The sequence below is a fragment of the Trinickia sp. genome (genome assembly GCF_051953405.1).
GTDB lineage: Bacteria > Pseudomonadota > Gammaproteobacteria > Burkholderiales > Burkholderiaceae > Trinickia.
In genome coordinates, this window is record NZ_JBQCIV010000161.1 from 1 (window position 1) to 16,369 (window position 16,369).

Below are 16,369 nucleotides of genomic sequence, written 5' to 3' on the forward strand. Positions count from 1 at the left end.
GGCGGATCGTAAGCCCCTTCGACCTCACACGATGCCGGTGGTGTAGTACACGCCGATCACGAAGAACACCGCGAGCGTCTTGATGAGCGTGACCGCAAAAATGTCGCGATAGGATTCCTTATGCGTGAGTCCCGTCACGGCCAGCAGCGTGATCACGGCGCCGTTGTGCGGCAGCGTATCCATGCCGCCGCTCGCCATCGCCACCACGCGATGCAGCACTTCGAGCGGAATGTGCGCGGCCGTCGCATTCTTGATGAACCAATCCGACATCGCCGCCAGTGCGATGCTCATGCCGCCCGAGGCCGAGCCCGTGATGCCCGCGAGCGAGCTGACGGACACGGCCGCGTTCACGAGCGGGTTCGGGATCGACTTGAGCGCGCCGCCCACGACGAGAAAACCCGGCAATGCCGCGATCACGCCGCCGAAACCGTATTCCGATGCGGTATTCATCGAGGCGAGCAGCGCCCCGGCCACGGCGCTCTTGGTGCCGGTCGCGAAGCGTGCCCGGACGCGGTTGAACGCCGTGGCGACGACCAGCAAGATGCCGGCGATCAACGCGCCTTCCACCGACCACACCGCGACGACCGTCTTGATCGTGGCAGACAGCGGTGCGTGCACGCCCGGCAAGACATCGGGCGGCACCGTATAGGTATCGGCGCCGTACCACTGCGGGATCAGCTTCGTGAACGCGAAGTTCGCCACGCCCACGAGCACGAGCGGTGCGATAGCGATGAGCGGATGCGGCAACGCGCGGGTGCCCGCGTGCTCGGGTTCGTTCACGAGCGAGGTGCCGTACCCTTCGCCCTTGGCGAGCGCCGAACGCCGACGCCACTCGAGGTAGGCGAGTCCCACGATGAGGATGAACACGGAGCCGATGGTGCCGAGGGCCGGCGCGGCCCATCCCGTCGTCTTGAAGAACGCGCTCGGAATGATGTTTTGAATCTGTGGGGTGCCCGGCAACGAATCCATCGTGAACGAGAAGGCGCCGAGCGCGATGGCACCGGGCATCAAGCGTTTCGGAATGTTGCTCTGGCGATAGAGTTCGGCCGCGAACGGATACACCGCGAACACCACGACGAAGAGCGAGACGCCGCCATACGTCAGCAATGCGCACACGGCGACGATCACCGCGTTCGCCCGGCCGCGGCCGATATAGCGAATGGCCGCCGCGACGATCGCTTCCGAAAAGCCGGCCAATTCGATGACCTTGCCGAAGACGGCGCCCAACAGGAAGACGGGAAAATACAGTTTGACGAAGCCGACCATCTTCTCCATGAAGATGCCGGTGAAGACAGGGGCGACCGCGGCCGGATCGGTCAGCAATACGGCGGCGAGGGCGGCGATCGGCGCGAACAAAATCACGCTGTAGCCGCGGTAGGCGGCCAACATCAAGAACGCCAAGGCGGCAAGAACGATGACGAACGACATCGGGTCTCCAATTGTGATTGTGAGTGCGGATGGGGCGCACGGGAAAATGCAGGCAGCGCACATTGCAGATTCCGTGCCACCGCTTGCTGGTCCTGCTTGCGCTTGGGGCAAACCGGCACGCGGTTCGGAAACCGGTTCACCTAGGCGTGCCGCGATCTCCGAATGGAGACTTTTCGGCCGCCAGAAAGCATCGACCGATTCGTCAAATTGCCTTGGCGACGGGGAATCCGCGCGTTGTCTCTGTTATGAGATATGCTGTCTCCATTTCGAGAAATCAAATCGGAGCGGCTCGATCGCCGAGCGCCGCGACGAAAGAGGGAGACGATTCCGACATGACCGATCTCATCGGCGTCCCGGCCGATTACAGCGCGATCGTGCGCAACGCGACGAACTCGCTGTTCAAGGCATTCGAAAACTTCAGCGAAGGCACGCTCATTGTCGACGCCGATGCGCGCATCGTTTGGATGAGCGAACGCTATGCCGCGCGTTTCGGTTTGACGGATAGTCGGCAGGCGATCGGACTCGATTGCGAAGCCGTCATTCCGAACAGCCTCATGCGCGAAGTCGTACAAACGGGCAAACCCATTTTGCTCGACGTGCTCGAAAACGGGCGCGAGCCGTTAGTGGTGACGCGCTTGCCGCTCGAGGACGAATCGGGCAAGACGGTGGGCGCGATCGGCTTTGCTCTGTTCGACGAGATGAAATCGCTGACGCCGCTCGTCTCGCACTATTCGCGCGTGCAAGAAGAGCTGATCGCCGCGAAGCAATCGCTCGCGCAAGCGCGCCGGGCGAAGTACACGCTGGCGAGTTTCGTCGGCACGAGCGCGGCGAGTTTGGAGGTGAAGCGGCAGGCACGCCGCGCGGCCAACGTCGATTCGCCGGTCTTGCTGCTCGGCGAAACGGGCACCGGCAAGGAGTTGCTGGCCCATGCGATCCACGGCACCTCCGCGCGGGCGAGCGGTCCGCTCGTGACGGTCAACGTCGCGGCGATCCCCGATACTTTGCTGGAAGTCGAATTCTTCGGCGCGGCGCCCGGCGCTTATACCGGGGCCGAACGGCGCGGCCGCGTGGGTAAGTTCGAATTGGCGCACGGCGGCACGCTGTTTCTCGACGAGATCGGCGATATGCCGTTACCGCTGCAAGGCAAGCTGCTGCGCATCTTGCAGGATCAAGAGTTCGAGCCGTTGGGCTCGAACCGGATCGTGCGCACCGACGTGCGGATCGTGGCGGCGACCTCCGCCGATTTGGCCGCGCTCGTCGCTGCGGGACGGTTCCGCGCGGATCTGTTTTACCGGCTCAACGTGCTGACGATACACGCGCCGCCGTTGCGGGCGCGGCGAGCGGATATCGAAGCGTTGGCCTACGCGATCTTGGAGGATCTGTCGGCCCCGGGACGCGGGGGGCATGGGCGGCACCTCGAATTGCAGGACGATGCGTTGCGTCTGTTGGCGGCGCACGATTGGCCCGGCAATGTGCGCGAGTTGCGCAACACGCTCGAGCGCGCGGTCATGCTCTCCGATACCGAGCGCATCGACGCCCGCATGCTGGCGCCGTTCATCGGCGCTAGCGCGGTTCCGGCGTCCGGCTTCGCCGGCGATGCATCCATTGCGAAACAGAAGGCGTCGGCGCCGGTGGACGGTTCTGGATCGTATGCTCAGGCGATGGCGAATTTCGAGCGTCGTTTTCTGGCGGACGCGCTGCGCGCAGCAGGCGGTCACGTGGCCGAGGCGGCGGCGCGGATCGGGATGGGACGGGCGACGCTTTATAAAAAGATTGCGGCCTTGGGAATCGATAGTTGAATGAGCGCCGCGCCGGAATCGACCGCGGTCACGGCGCGGGCGCAATGCCGTGGCATACTCGGCCATTCGAAAAAGAACGTTAGGCCAAAGGAGTTCGTTCAATGAAGGGCATGTCTTTCTTTCATTCTCGCGAGGGCGCTTTTGCTCGCTGCACGCTGGCGGCGTTGTTTGGCGCCGCCGCGCTTGGCGGATGCGGCGGCAGTGCGCCGCTCTTTACGGGCGATGGGCGGCCGACGACGGTTGTCCAATGCTCGGCAAGCAGCGCTTGGGACAATTGCACCGAGCATGCGCGCGCTATTTGTAGCGGCGATATCGACATCATTCAGCAGTCGGACGTCGACGGCTCGCACAAGTTACTGTTCGCTTGCAAGGCTAAATGAGTGAGCGTAGCTTGGTCTAGCGCGACAGTGCGCGTCGCCGAGGTCCATCGCTTGCTATCGACCGATGTCGATACAAAGGCGATCGCACTTTTACGCAAAAGGGCGGTCAGAGAAGCGTTTACCGACAATCAACCAGGAGGCGATGTTCTATGGCGACGTACAGACAGTTGACCGAGCAGCTAGCAAAGGTGCAAGCGCAAATGGAAGCGGCGCGCGATAAAGAGTTGGCCGCCACGATCGAGCATATCAAGGAGCGGATTGCGGAGTACGGCATTACCGCCGAAGAACTCGGTTTTAAGAGCAAACGCGCGGCATCGCGTAAAACAGGCGGCCTGCCGCCGAAATACCGGGACCCGAAAACGGGCGCAACCTGGAGCGGACGTGGGCGTGCGCCGGCTTGGCTCGGCAAACGGCGCGAGAAGTTTCTCATTCAGTAGCCGGCATAGCAGGACAGGCCAGCCGCGGCTGGCGTCGAACGAAAAGCCCCCATTGGCTTTTCGTTCGGCGAACGTTCGTTTAGGATCGCTGCCATCGACAACTATTCCAAATGTGGAGAGACATGGCACCGATCGTCAGAAACCTGCTGGGCATGCTCGTCTTATTGGCGATTGCATTCGCTTTTTCCACGAATCGGCGCGCCATCCGGCCGCGCACGGTCATTTCGGCGCTCTTGGCACAGGTGGCCATCGGCGCATTCGTGCTATTCGTACCGTTCGGTAAGATCGTACTCGCCGACATGGCGGCCGGCGTCAATCACATTCTCGACTACGGCAATGCCGGCATCGAGTTTCTATTCGGCGGCCTCGTTCAGTCCAAGATGTTCGCGTTGTTCGGCAATGGCGGATTCGTGTTCGCCGTACGCGTGTTGCCGGCAATCATTTTCGTGACGGCATTGATTTCGGTGCTGTATTACGTCGGCGTCATGCGCTGGATCGTCATCGTGCTCGGGACGGTGTTTCACCGGCTGCTGGGTGTCTCCAAGCTCGAGTCGTTTTCGGCCGTCACGACCATTTTTCTGGGGCAGAGCGAAATGCCGGCGGTGGTCAAGCCGTTTGCGCGCGAGATGACGGGAGCCGAGTTGTTCGCCGTCATGTCGAGCGGCATGGCTGCCGTGGCGGGGTCGGTGCTGGCGGGCTACGCGGGCCTCGGCGTGCGCATCGAATACCTGCTGGCCGCCTCGTTCATGGCCGTGCCGGGCGGTTTGCTATTCGCGAAGATCATCCATCCCACGATGGAAGCGAGCCGTGTCCAGCTCGAACAACTGAGTTTCGACGAGCGGCGCCCGGCCAATGTTATCGAGGCGGCCAGCTCTGGCGCCGCCGTCGGGTTGAAGATCGCCGTGATGGTCGGCGCGATGCTGATCGCATTCGTCGGATTGATCGCACTCCTAAACGGTTTGGTCGGCGGTATCGGCGGGTGGTTCGGTCATCCGGAAATTTCCATGCAGTCGATCCTGGGTGCCGTGTTCGCGCCGCTCGCTTACTTGATCGGCGTACCTTGGAACGAGGCGTTGGTGGCCGGGAATTTTCTCGGGCAGAAAGTCATCCTGAACGAATTCGTCGCTTACGCCTCGCTGTCGCCGTATCTGAAGGATTCGGCAAGCGTGGCCGCGGCCGGCCTTCAAGTGCTGACCCCGCGCACGTTGGCCATCGTTTCGTTTGCGCTCTGCGGCTTTGCGAACTTTTCCTCGATCGCCGTGCTGACCGGCGGCTTCAGCGCGGTTGCGCCCGAGCGTCGTTCGGAAGTGGCGCGTTACGGACTGCGCGTGGTGCTGGCCGGTACGCTATCGAATTTGATGAGTGCCACGATCGCGGGTATGTTCTTGACGTTTCACTAGTTGTCGATCGATTCGAAAAACAGAGAGGGCGGCCATGACGTTGGAACAATTGTTCGAAAGAGCGAAGCAGGCGCGCGAAAGCGCATACGCGCCGTATTCGAAATTTAAGGTGGGTGCTGCGCTGCTGACGAAGGATGGGCACGTGTTCGACGGCTGCAATGTGGAAAATGCGTCGTACGGCCTGTGCAACTGCGCGGAGCGAACGGCTTTCTTCAGCGCGGTTGCGGCCGGATACAGCCGCGACGCGTTCGCGGCGCTTGCGGTCGTTGGCGACACCGAGGGGCCCATCGCGCCGTGTGGCGCCTGCCGCCAAGTCATCATCGAACTAGGCGGGCCCGATCTCGCCATTCGGCTCGGCAATCTGCACGGCGCCACCCGCGATACGACGGCGCGCGAACAACTGCCCGATGCCTTCTACCTATGAGCCTTCGCATGCATAAAGTCATTTACGACACGGACCCGGGCGTGGACGACGCGATGGCGCTCGTCTTTCAAGCACTGCATCCGGATATCGCACTGCTCGGCGTGACGAGCGTATTCGGCAATTCGACGATCGAGACGACCACGCGCAATGCGCGCTACCTCGTGGAGCGCTTTGCGCCGGGCGTACCGGTTGCACAAGGGGCGGCGGCGCCCTTGCGCCGGTCGGCGCCGGCACCGATCGACTGGATTCACGGCAGGGACGGCCTGGGTAATACGGGCTTGCTGCCGACGGGGCAAAGCGGACTCGACACGCGTCCCGCGCATCGCTTCATCGTCGATACCGTGCGTGCGCACCCCGGCGAGGTGACGCTGCTTGCGGTGGGCCCGCTGACGAATCTCGCGTTGGCGCTCGACGAAGATCCGGAGATCGCACGGCTCGTCAAGCAAGTGGTGGTGATGGGCGGCGCGTTCGGCACGGGCGGCGTGAACGGCAACGTGTCGCCGGCTGCCGAGGCGAATATGGCGGGCGATCCCGATGCGGCCGATATCGTCTTCGGCGCGGCATGGCCCGTGGCGATCGTCGGGTTGGACGTGACGGAAAACACGGTGATGACGACGGACTATTTGGCCAAGCTGCGCGATGAAGCGGGCGAGGCGGGACAGTTCGTGTGGGACGTTTCTCGAGATTACGAAGCGTTTCATCATTCGAGCGTGGGCCTTGGCGGCATCTTCGTGCACGATTCGTCGGCTGTTGCTTATCTGCTCGCGCCGCAGCTATATACGACACGCAGCGGGCCGGTGCGCGTGCTGACCGACGGCATTGCCGCGGGGCATACGCTGCAAAAGCCGGACGGGTTCGCGGCGCCCGCGCCCGAATGGGACGGCCGGCCTTCGTGCGAGGTCTGCGTGCGGGTCGATAGTGCGCAGATGCTTGCGCTTTATGCGCGCACGCTGGTTGGAAAGGCTTGAGTGCGTGAGATCGAGGGGGCCGCGCGCGGACGGACGATCGCGCGCTGCCTCCCGAAAACGCTCACCTTATGCCTGAATTGGCGGGTACCGGAGCCGCCTCCGGGGCGGCGCTAGGGTGCGTTGTCGGCAGAGATCCCGCAAACACTCACCTTTCCGGCTGTTGAACTCGACAAGGCGAGGCGCTGGACGTGCTGGCAGCGCTAGCCGCGCCGAGTAGGCCGATTCGACGAACTCGGTGTTTCGATCGGTGACCGAGGTCAAGTTCCGCGCGACGTGGCCCGTTTGCGAGCTGGCGCGGTGCGCTTCGGTTTCTCTGTCCCGGTTTGCGCTGGCGAGGCCGAAGCCGCTGTTGTCGCCGCCTCGCGCTCCATCGCCCACGCTTGCAGTAACGCCCGCGTATTCGAAAAAACCGTCTGCTTCACGAACGCGAGCTTTTCGGCATCGAACGCCGTCCAGCCGAAGAGCGCCAGCACGCTGCGCGGCGCCATGTGAAATAGCGCGAACTGGCCGTTCAACGCGATCAAGCGCACGACGGTGAGCGGATCGGTGGGCGCCGTCCCGCAGATCTTCGCGATGAGCTGCGTCGCCACGTTATTCAGCGGGGCGCGCACGCGCCGCTGAAACGTTTCGGTTGCGATCTGCGGTTCCTGCCCGCCTTGCTCGCGCACGAAAAAGAGCCGCAAAGCGGGCGCGCTCGGGCGCTCCATGGCCTTGTCCAACATGACGCATTGCAAATCGATGAACGCCTCGATCAGTTGCGCGAGGTCGTCGGTCGATTCGAGCGTCGCAGCGGAACGGCGCACCACCGGCTCGAATTTGCTCCATACCTCGTCGGCCAAATGCTCGGCGCACGCGCGATACACCCCTTCCTTGTTCTCGAAGTAGTACTGCAGCGCCGGCGCGTTGACGCCCGCGTGTGCCGCGATATCGCGCGTCGACGCCGCGACGAATCCATGCTCCCCGAATAACTCGATCGCCGCACGGATGATGCGAAGGCGAGTTTCTTCCCCGCGTGCGTAGCCCCCTTCGGTGGAACGGCGAAGGCGCTTCATCTCGGTCATGGCGTCAATCCTTTCTAACGGTTACGGCGGTGTGGCCGTCAGAAATATATCACTTGACACATTTTTTCCAACTGGAATAATTGTGCCGATTTTCATCCCTCTCTGAGTAGGACACCTGAATCATGGCAACGACAATCGAGGCGCGGCCGCGCGGGGACACGCAGCAAGCAGCCGGCGGCGGCGCTCCGCGCCGGGCGCGCCATCGCGGCTGGCTGATCGGCGCGGCCATCGTCGCGCTCGTGGCGGGCATTGCATGGTTCGCGCATTGGTGGACGGTCGAGCGCTTTATCGAAAGCACCGACGACGCCTATCTCCAAGCCGATAGCGTGACCGTCGCCCCGAAGATCAGCGGCTACGTCACGCAGGTCTATGTGCACGACAATCAGGCCGTTGCCGCCGGTGCGCCGCTCGTGCGGCTCGATATTCGGCAGTACGAAGCGTCGCTCGCGCAGGCGCAAGCGACCGTCGATGCGCGCGCCGCCGATCTGGCACGCGCCCAAGCCGATTTGAAGCAGCAGCAGGCGGGCGTCGTGCAAGCGCAGGCGCAAGCGCAAGTGGCCAGCGTGGCGCTTCGGCACGCGCAAGACGACGTGAGCCGTTATGCGCCGCTCGCGGCGACCGGCGCGGAAACGGCCGAGCGTCTGTCGAGCGTGGTCAGCACGCGCGATCAAGCGCGCGCTACGCTTGCGGCCAATGTCGCGGCGGTGCGTTCCGCGCAGACCCAAATCGACGCAACGACGGCGCAGATCGCCCAGGCTCGCGCCCAGCTCGAAGCGGCACGCGCCAGCTTGCGCCAAGCACAACTCGACGTGAGCGACACGACGCTCTATAGCGCGATCGCGGGCCGCATCGGCGATCGCTCGGTGCGGGTCGGCCAATACGTGCAGCCGGGTACACGCTTGTTGACGGTGGTGCCGGTGCAAAACGTCTATCTCGAAGCGAATTTCAAAGAAACCCAGATCGGTCGCATGCGTCCGGGCCAGAAGGCAACGCTGCATGTCGACGCGCTGCGCGGCATCGATTTGCACGGCGTGGTCGATAGCTTCGCGCCGGGCACCGGTTCGCAGTTCGCGTTGCTCCCGCCCGAAAACGCAACCGGCAATTTCACGAAGATCGTGCAGCGCGTGCCGGTGCGGATTCGCGTCGACGCCGGTCCGCAAACGCGTGCGCTGCTGCTGCCGGGTTTGTCGGTGACGGTGGACGTCGATACGCGCTCGGCGCGGGACGACGATCGACACCTCGCCGCCGAGAACGCGCATGGCTGACGCGACCTCGCAGGCTAGCGCCGCCGCCCTGCCGGGAGAGCCGGAGCGCGCGCACGCGGGCGATTGGATCGCGGTTGCGGCCGGCTCGCTGGGCGCCTTGATGGCGACGCTCGATATCTCGATCACGAACTCGGCGCTGCCGCAAATTCAAGGCTCCGTCGGTGCGACGGGCACGGAAGGCACCTGGATTTCGACGGGCTACCTCATGTCGGAGATCGTCATGATCCCGCTCGCCGCGTGGCTCACGCGCGTGTTCGGGCTGCGCAACTTTTTGCTCACGAATGCCGTGCTGTTCATGGCGTTTTCGATGATCTGCGGGGCGTCGCATTCGCTCGAGTGGATGATCATCGGCCGTGTGGGCCAAGGGTTCACGGGCGGTGCGATGATTCCGACCGCGCAGACGATCATCCGTACGCGGCTGCCGCGCGCACAGCTCGCGGTCGGAATGACGATCTTCGGGCTCATTGTGCTGCTTGGCCCGCTGCTCGGTCCGGTGCTCGGCGGGTGGCTGGCCGAGAACGTCTCGTGGAAGTGGTGCTTTTTCATCAACCTGCCGGTTTGTATCGCCCTGATCGCGCTGTTGGTTGCAGGGTTGCCCGCCGGCCGCCCGCATTGGCACGAATTCGTCAACGCCGATTGGATCGGTATCGTCGGCCTATCGATCGGTCTCAGTTCGCTTACGCTCGTGCTCGAGGAAGGGCAGCGCCACCAATGGTTCGAGTCGAGCGAAATCGTCATGTTCTCGGCCGTCGCGTTGCTCGGTTTCGTCTTGATCGGTATCTCGCAGTTCGTCGCGGCCAAGCCGATCATGCGGCTGTCGTTGCTGCGCAATGCGCGCTACGCGAGCGTCATCGTTATCGTCTTCGCGGTGGGCGCGGCGCTCTATGGCGTCGCGTATCTCGTGCCGCAGTTCCTGAGCCTCATCTCGGGCTATAACGCCGAGCAAGCCGGCGACATCATGCTGCTTTCCGGCTTGCCGGCCTTCCTCATGATGCCGGTGCTGCCGCGCCTGCTCGGTAAGGTCGATTTTCGGTTGATGGTGGTGGCGGGGCTCGTGTTCTTCATCGTGAGCTGCATGCTCGATACGAGCCTCACCGCGCAAAGCACCGGGCACGATTTCGTCTGGTCGCAACTGCTGCGCGGCGTCGGCCAGATGCTGTCGATGATGCCGCTCAATCAGGCGTCGATGGCGGCGGTGTCGAGAGAAGATTCGGGCGATGCGGCGGGCCTGTACAACATGGCGCGCAATCTCGGGGGCTCGGTCGGGCTGGCCGTGATCGGCGTCGTCATCGATCGGCGCAACGCGTTTCACGTCGCGATGTTGCGCGAATCGGCAACGGCCAATTCGCCGATCGGCCAGGAGCGCATCGCAGCGAGCGCGGCCAACTGGCTCGCGCGAACGGGCGACGCCGCTTACGCGAAGATGCAAGCGCTCGCGCAGTTCGCCGCGCAGATTCAACAGCAGGCGGCCGTGATGACGTACTCCGAAACCTTCTATCTGCTGGCGATTGCGCTGCTCGCTTGCATCCCGCTCGCCCTCCTGCTGAAAAGGCCGGCGCCGCAACCGGGCAGCGCACCTTCAGCGGGGCACTGATGCTTCAAGGTTGTCAGGATCAAAACACTATGCCGATTCGTCGTTCTCCGCGGTTTATCGCCGCTTCCTGTACCGCGATTGCGCTCGCCGCGCTATCGGCTTGCACGGTCGGCCCCGACTATCGCGGCGCCCCGCCTATCGCCGCCGACGCGATCGCGAACCCCACATTCGTCCGGGCTCCGTCCACCGGTATCGTTGCAACGGCCCCGACGGCCAGCGCTTGGTGGCAAGCGCTGGGCGACGCGCAGCTCGATGCGCTGATCGAGGCGGCGCTCGCGCACAATCCCGATGTCCATGTGGCACAGGCGCGGTTGCGCGAGGCGCGTGCGCAACTGGTGGGCACGCGTGCGAACGAACTGCCGAAGGTGTCGGTCGATGCGGCCGCGGTTCGCATGCGCAGCCCCGATTTATCGGCGCTCGCATCGGGCGGTAACGGAAGCGCAAGCGGCAAGGGCGGCGGCACTACCGGTCGCGGCCCCTTGCAGCTTTATACCGCCGGACTGGATGCCTCGTGGGAGATCGATCTGTTCGGGGGCACGCGCCGCTCGATCGAAGCAGCGTCGGACGAGGCCGACGCGCTCGATGCGGATCTCGCCGACACGCAAGTGTCGTTGGCCGCCGAAGTGGCGCAAGCGTATATCGACTTGCGCGACCGACAACAACGGCTCGTACTCGCACGGAAATCGGCGGAACTGCAGCAGCAAATGCTGACGCTCACGCAGCAGCGGCGCGCACACGGTACGGCGGCCGATGTCGACGTCGAACGTCTCGCGGGCCAAGTGCAGACGACGCGCGCCGCGCTCGTGCCGCTCGATGAACAGGTGGAAGACTCGCTCGATCGGCTGGCGGTGCTGACCGGGCGCGCACCGGGCGCGCTCGACGCGCAGCTCGCGGCGCTGCGGCCTTTGCCGGCGATGCCCGCGATGGTCGAGGTGGGCGATCCCGCGACGCTGTTGCGGCAGCGGCCCGACATCCGCGCCGCCGAACGCCGCTTGGCATCGAGCAGCGCGCAAATCGGCGAGCATATCGCCGACTATTTCCCTAAAGTCTCCTTGCTCGGCAGCCTCGGGTTCACGGCGGCCGACCCCGGACATTTGGTTAGGAAGGCGAATTTCTCTTGGTTGGGCGTGCCGTATCTGCAGTGGAACGTGCTCGATTTCGGACGCGTGGCGGCGAGTGTGCAGTCCGCGCGCGCTTCGCGCGACGAGGCGAGCGCGCACTACGAACACACGGTGCTTGCCGCGCTCGAAGATGCGAATTCGGCCCTATCGCGCTACGGGCACCAGCGCGAACACCTCGTGCGGCTCGAGCAAGTCGACGCTTCGGCGCAACGGGCGTCGACGTTGATGCGGCAACGGTATGCAGCGGGCGTGGCGACGGCGATCGATCTGCTCGACACGGAACGCACGCAGTTTTCCGCGCAGCAAGACGTGATCGCGGGCCGCGCGCAACTGCTTGAAGATTTCGTCCAACTACAAAAGAGCTTGGGCCTCGGCTGGCAGCCGGCGCACGGCTGAACGGGAAGAGGCGGCAGCTTTTACAAGCGCTGTAATTTCGACAGTGTTATGGGGGTTCGCCGCCGTCTTTCGAAAGGCTAGCGGGGGCAGCCTCTGGCCCAAGGCGCATGCAAAAAAATGAAACAAAAAGGCAGCGCGTCGCGCACGAATTGAACGAGCATGGGCTCCGTGCGAGGCCGTCCGAGCGGGCCTCTGCATTTTTTTGAAATAATTTCGATCTTTACGGGGAATACTTTGTTCGTAGGCTAGTGCGGCTAGAGGAGAAGCGCATGAGCCACGACATTTTCGCCGACGCATCCGCCACGCTGGATCGCCACAGCGAGGCCCTTCGGGCACCGCAAAGGACGCCGATCGCCCGCGCACCCCGCGTGGCGATCGTACACGATTGGCTGGTTACCTACGCGGGCGCCGAGCGTGTCCTCGAACAAATGATCGCCTGTTTTCCCCAGGCCGATATCTTCAGCCTGGTGGATTTCGTCGACGATCGGAAGTTCTTGCACGGCAAACGTGCGACGACATCGTTCATCCAGCGGCTTCCGTTGGCGCGCAAGAAGTACCGCGCCTATCTGCCGCTGATGCCGCTCGCGATCGAGCAACTCGACCTGAGCGCCTACGATCTCGTCATTTCGAGCAGCCACGCTGTCGCCAAAGGGGTGCTCACGGGCCCCGATCAGGTGCACGTCAGCTACGTGCATTCGCCGATTCGCTATGCATGGGATCTGCAGCACCAATACCTCGAGCAATCGAACCTGACGAGCGGCTTGCGCTCGGTCATGGCGCGCGTGGTCTTGCACTACATCCGCAACTGGGACACGCGCACCGCTAACTCGGTCGATCATTTCGTTGCCAATTCGCAATTCATCGCACGTCGGATCAGAAAGGTCTATCACCGCGAGTCTCGTGTGATTTTCCCGCCGGTCGACGTGCAGTCGTTCATCGTCGGCGAAGACAAAGAGGACTTTTACCTCACCGCTTCGCGCATGGTGCCGTACAAGAAGATCGATCTGATCGTCGAGGCGTTTTCGCGCATGCCCGGCAAACGTCTCGTCGTGATCGGCGACGGGCCCGAAATGAAAGCGATCCGCGCCAAGGCGGGGCCGAACGTCGAAATCTTGGGGTACCAGCCCTTCGCCGTTCTCCACGACCATATGCGTCGCGCGAAGGCCTTCGTCTTTGCGGCCGAAGAAGACTTCGGCATCGCCCCGGTGGAGGCGCAGGCGTGCGGCACGCCCGTCATTGCGTTCGGTAAAGGCGGGGTACTCGAAACGGTGCGCGAGCTGGGGCATGCGCACCCCACCGGCGTCTTCTTCCGCGAGCAGAGCGTGCCGGCCGTTGTGGGCGCCGTGCGCGAGTTCGAGCACAATGCGCATCGTTTCTCGGCGCGCGATTGCCGCATGAATGCCGAGCGCTTTTCGATCGCGACGTTTCGCGAGCGTTTCATGGGATTCGTCGAGCAAGTCATGCCCGGGGCGACCCAGCACGACGACGGCAAGCCGGCCTCCGGGAACGCGGGCGGCGGCCTCAGGATGCCCACACCCGCCCCCGCCGCCGTGCGTGTGTTGGCGCTCGATCAAAGCGGGGGGCTCGACGATGCGGAAGTTTCGTTGCTGAACGTTGCCAGTCATCTGAGGGAATCGGTCGAAGTGGTGTTGTTCGACGACGGCCCATTCCGTCTCGCACTCGAAGAAGCCGGCGTGGCGGTCGATGTGCTCGACGCGCCTGCGCTGTACGGCATCACGGGGCGTACCGGCGCGCCGAAATCGCGCACGCTCTCCGGCATCGCGTCGCTCGTGCGCGAGACGGTCAAGCGGGCGCGGCACGTCGACGTCATCTATGCCAACACGCCGCGCACGATGCTCGTCGGCGCGCTGGCCGGCATGATCGTGCGGCGCCCGGTGGTATGGCATTTGCGTCAAAGCGTTGGCGCGGATCCGCTCGGAAGGGCTCAGCGCTTCGCCTTGAAGTGGTGTGCGCGCGTGGCGCTCGATCGCGCGATCGCCGATAGTGCGGCGTCGAAGCACGCTTTCGAGGCGTTCACGAAGACGCCGCGGTTGCGTATCGATATCGTGGACGAAGCGCCGCAGGCATCGCGCGGTGCCGAGCCGGCCAAGGCTCAGCCGTACGTCGCTCGCAAACAGATCGAGAGCGTGTCGGCCATTCTCGCGCAAGCGGCGATGCGCGGCGCCCGCTGATGCTTGGCGGGTCGCTTGCCGCCATCGCAGCGGCGGCAAGCGAGCAGCAACGCGGTGCGTTGCGCGAACAGGCGTTTGTCGTGTGAAGTACGTCGTTCCGTGTCGCTCGCTGGTGGACGGGTGGCACGAGATGCTCACTATTTGAACACATAGCGGTATTTCGGCGGGTTCGAGTCAACAATGCGCGTCGCACAATGGGCGCGCAGCGACCGGCATTTCGATCGGTAGCTTGCGATCGCGTTCGATCGTATCGAGCGGCGCGCGACTTGGGATGAGTTCGTGCCGCGGTTGCGATAACAACTAACAATTACCCCAAGGGAACGAACGATGTTGAAAGTCACGAAAGCGGTGTTTCCAGTGGCGGGACTGGGCACACGGTTCCTTCCAGCCACCAAGGCGAGCCCCAAGGAGATGCTGCCTGTTGTCGATAAGCCGTTGATCCAGTACGCGGTCGAGGAGGCAATCGAAGCGGGCATTACGGAACTCATCTTCGTCACGGGCCGCAGCAAGCGGGCGATCGAGGATCACTTCGACACGTCCTATGAAATCGAGGCCGAACTCGAGGCGCGAGGCAAGGAGAAGCTGCTCGAATTGGTGCGCGGGATCAAACCGAGTCATGTGGACTGCTTCTATGTGCGTCAGCCGGCCGCGCGGGGGCTCGGCCATGCGGTGCTGTGCGCGGAAAAGCTCGTCGCCGATAGCCCGTTCGCGGTAATCCTCGCGGACGATCTGCTGCACGGCACCCAGCCCGTGATGAAGCAGATGATCGATGTCTTCAATCACTATCACAGCACCATCGTCGGCGTCGAAGCGATCGCGCGCGAGGATAGCCGTTCGTACGGCATCGTTGAAGGGCGCGAATGGGAGGAGGACATCTTCAAGCTGTCGGGGATCGTCGAGAAGCCGTCGCCCGAGGCCGCGCCGTCGAATTTGGGCGTCGTCGGCCGCTATGTGTTGATGCCGAGCATCTTCCAGCATCTGCGCCGGCTCGAGCCTTCCGTGCAAGGCGAATTGCAATTGACCGACGCCTTGCACGCGCTGCTGGCCGAAGAGCAGGTGCTTGCGTACCGGTACTATGGCCAGCGCTTCGATTGCGGCAGCAAACTCGGCTATCTGAAAGCGACGGTCGAGTTCGCCTTGCGGCACCCAGAGATCGGGCAGGCATTCGATACGTACCTGCGCGACTACGTGGGCCATCTCGCTTCCTCGTCGTCCTAAGAGAAGGGCGAAGCGGCGGGCAAGGGCGATTGTCCTTGAGCGCCGCTCGCCCGAGCCGCTTTCCCGTCTTGCCTATCGCGCGCCGGTGTCAACCGTGCGCGCGCGTTCATTTGCGCAGGCGTTACGCATTCCCCTTCATCAAGCAGACACGATTTCTTCCTATGCTGGACGGCCGTTCAGTCCGGTAGCGCCGCATGAGGCGATGCCGGCCGTGGCGAATGCGTGTTCGACGAGGAGCATCGAGTGGCGTTGATCGAGCGAGTATCGCGGGTGGGCCCACCTTCACGAAGCAAACGTTTGTCGCGCGGCTCGCCGCTGGCCTTGCGTGGCCGCATGCTGCTTGCGGCAGTGGCGGCCGGTACGGCTTGCGTCCTTGCCGCGGGATGCGACGGCGGCCATGACGCGCTCGACGCCAAGGCGCCCGCCGCCGATACCGCGCCGATGCTGCCCGGCACGCGCGATGTTGCGGCGCCGGCGGCGAGCGGCCACGCGCAACGATTCGACACCGCCGACGGCGCGCCAACGCATGCCGCATCGGATGCGCTGCTGCCGCCCGTGATGCATACGGCCGACTGATTCGTTGGTTCCCGATCGCCGAGCCGTCGTTGCGATGCCCTGCCGCTGCGACATCGCCGATCGTCATTCGATGCGGGCGCGGCGCGCGTCGCCGATTTCCGTAGTGCTGT

At 63.8% G+C, this 16,369-nt stretch carries 13 protein-coding genes and 1 pseudogene; 12 read left to right on the top strand and 2 right to left on the bottom strand.

All coding sequences use genetic code 11. The features are described 5' to 3' along the window. Positions 1-24 precede the first annotated feature (24 nt). On the bottom strand, positions 25-1,428 hold the full coding sequence (locus tag ACTHN9_RS29625; RefSeq protein ID WP_440540397.1) for a GntP family permease: 1,404 nt from the start codon (positions 1,426-1,428) through the stop codon (positions 25-27). 332 nt (positions 1,429-1,760) lie between these two features. Here ACTHN9_RS29625 and ACTHN9_RS29630 point away from each other — a divergent pair, with 332 nt between their 5' ends. From ACTHN9_RS29630 to ACTHN9_RS29655, 6 genes are all read left to right on the top strand, one after another. Continuing rightward, positions 1,761-3,227, top strand: coding sequence for a sigma-54 interaction domain-containing protein (locus ACTHN9_RS29630; RefSeq protein WP_440540398.1), 1,467 nt, complete (start codon positions 1,761-1,763; stop codon positions 3,225-3,227). A 101-nt stretch (positions 3,228-3,328) separates the two neighbouring features. Continuing rightward, entirely contained in the window at positions 3,329-3,607 is a 279-nt protein-coding gene (locus ACTHN9_RS29635; protein ID WP_440540399.1) for a hypothetical protein, read from the top strand. Between the two features lie 149 nt (positions 3,608-3,756). After that, positions 3,757-4,044, top strand: coding sequence for an H-NS histone family protein (locus ACTHN9_RS29640; protein WP_440540400.1), 288 nt, complete (start codon positions 3,757-3,759; stop codon positions 4,042-4,044). A 122-nt stretch (positions 4,045-4,166) separates the two neighbouring features. Further along, positions 4,167-5,444 carry a NupC/NupG family nucleoside CNT transporter gene (locus ACTHN9_RS29645; protein WP_440540401.1) on the top strand — a complete coding sequence of 426 codons (1,278 nt, stop codon included), beginning with the start codon at positions 4,167-4,169 and terminating at the stop codon, positions 5,442-5,444. 34 nt (positions 5,445-5,478) lie between these two features. Next, on the top strand, positions 5,479-5,868 hold the full coding sequence (locus ACTHN9_RS29650; protein ID WP_440540402.1) for a cytidine deaminase: 390 nt from the start codon (positions 5,479-5,481) through the stop codon (positions 5,866-5,868). Positions 5,869-5,876: 8 nt separating this feature from the next. Then, positions 5,877-6,836 (top strand): nucleoside hydrolase, encoded by a 960-nt coding sequence (locus ACTHN9_RS29655; RefSeq protein ID WP_440540403.1) that lies wholly within the window; start codon positions 5,877-5,879, stop codon positions 6,834-6,836. A 257-nt stretch (positions 6,837-7,093) separates the two neighbouring features. Here ACTHN9_RS29655 and ACTHN9_RS29660 read toward each other — a convergent pair whose 3' ends face one another. Continuing rightward, positions 7,094-7,897: a CerR family C-terminal domain-containing protein gene (locus ACTHN9_RS29660; protein WP_440540404.1), complete on the bottom strand. Its 804-nt coding sequence runs from the start codon at positions 7,895-7,897 to the stop codon at positions 7,094-7,096. Between the two features lie 122 nt (positions 7,898-8,019). On the opposite strand from ACTHN9_RS29660, the gene ACTHN9_RS29665 reads away from it, so the two are divergent. The 6 genes and pseudogenes from ACTHN9_RS29665 to ACTHN9_RS29690 all read left to right on the top strand — a co-directional run bounded on the left by ACTHN9_RS29665 (position 8,020) and on the right by ACTHN9_RS29690 (position 16,259). Next, positions 8,020-9,162, top strand: a complete 1,143-nt coding sequence (locus ACTHN9_RS29665) for an HlyD family secretion protein (protein WP_440540405.1) — start codon at positions 8,020-8,022, stop codon at positions 9,160-9,162. After that, complete coding sequence (locus ACTHN9_RS29670; protein WP_440540406.1) at positions 9,155-10,756, top strand: MDR family MFS transporter; 1,602 nt, start codon at positions 9,155-9,157, stop codon at positions 10,754-10,756. The genes ACTHN9_RS29665 and ACTHN9_RS29670 overlap by 8 nt, the downstream gene beginning before the upstream one ends. A 29-nt stretch (positions 10,757-10,785) precedes the next feature. Beyond that, positions 10,786-12,273: an efflux transporter outer membrane subunit gene (locus tag ACTHN9_RS29675; RefSeq protein WP_440540407.1), complete on the top strand. Its 1,488-nt coding sequence runs from the start codon at positions 10,786-10,788 to the stop codon at positions 12,271-12,273. 269 nt (positions 12,274-12,542) lie between these two features. Further along, a pseudogene (locus ACTHN9_RS29680) lies at positions 12,543-14,478 on the top strand (glycosyltransferase); the annotation flags it as partial. A gap of 314 nt (positions 14,479-14,792) precedes the next feature. Beyond that, positions 14,793-15,683 (top strand): UTP--glucose-1-phosphate uridylyltransferase GalU, encoded by an 891-nt coding sequence (gene galU / locus ACTHN9_RS29685; RefSeq protein ID WP_440540408.1) that lies wholly within the window; start codon positions 14,793-14,795, stop codon positions 15,681-15,683. A gap of 297 nt (positions 15,684-15,980) precedes the next feature. Then, complete coding sequence (locus tag ACTHN9_RS29690) at positions 15,981-16,259, top strand: hypothetical protein (protein ID WP_440540409.1); 279 nt, start codon at positions 15,981-15,983, stop codon at positions 16,257-16,259. The last annotated feature ends 110 nt before the right edge of the window (positions 16,260-16,369 follow it).

Coding starts and splice junctions, on each gene's coding strand:
- ACTHN9_RS29635 (WP_440540399.1), top strand. CDS start 3,329: ATGAAGGGCATGTCTTTCTTTCATTCTCGCGAGGGCGCTTTTGCTCGC.
- galU (WP_440540408.1), top strand. CDS start 14,793: ATGTTGAAAGTCACGAAAGCGGTGTTTCCAGTGGCGGGACTGGGCACA.
- ACTHN9_RS29630 (WP_440540398.1), top strand. CDS start 1,761: ATGACCGATCTCATCGGCGTCCCGGCCGATTACAGCGCGATCGTGCGC.
- ACTHN9_RS29655 (WP_440540403.1), top strand. CDS start 5,877: ATGCATAAAGTCATTTACGACACGGACCCGGGCGTGGACGACGCGATG.
- ACTHN9_RS29640 (WP_440540400.1), top strand. CDS start 3,757: ATGGCGACGTACAGACAGTTGACCGAGCAGCTAGCAAAGGTGCAAGCG.
- ACTHN9_RS29660 (WP_440540404.1), bottom strand. CDS start 7,897: ATGACCGAGATGAAGCGCCTTCGCCGTTCCACCGAAGGGGGCTACGCA.
- ACTHN9_RS29670 (WP_440540406.1), top strand. CDS start 9,155: ATGGCTGACGCGACCTCGCAGGCTAGCGCCGCCGCCCTGCCGGGAGAG.
- ACTHN9_RS29625 (WP_440540397.1), bottom strand. CDS start 1,428: ATGTCGTTCGTCATCGTTCTTGCCGCCTTGGCGTTCTTGATGTTGGCC.
- ACTHN9_RS29665 (WP_440540405.1), top strand. CDS start 8,020: ATGGCAACGACAATCGAGGCGCGGCCGCGCGGGGACACGCAGCAAGCA.
- ACTHN9_RS29645 (WP_440540401.1), top strand. CDS start 4,167: ATGGCACCGATCGTCAGAAACCTGCTGGGCATGCTCGTCTTATTGGCG.
- ACTHN9_RS29675 (WP_440540407.1), top strand. CDS start 10,786: ATGCCGATTCGTCGTTCTCCGCGGTTTATCGCCGCTTCCTGTACCGCG.
- ACTHN9_RS29650 (WP_440540402.1), top strand. CDS start 5,479: ATGACGTTGGAACAATTGTTCGAAAGAGCGAAGCAGGCGCGCGAAAGC.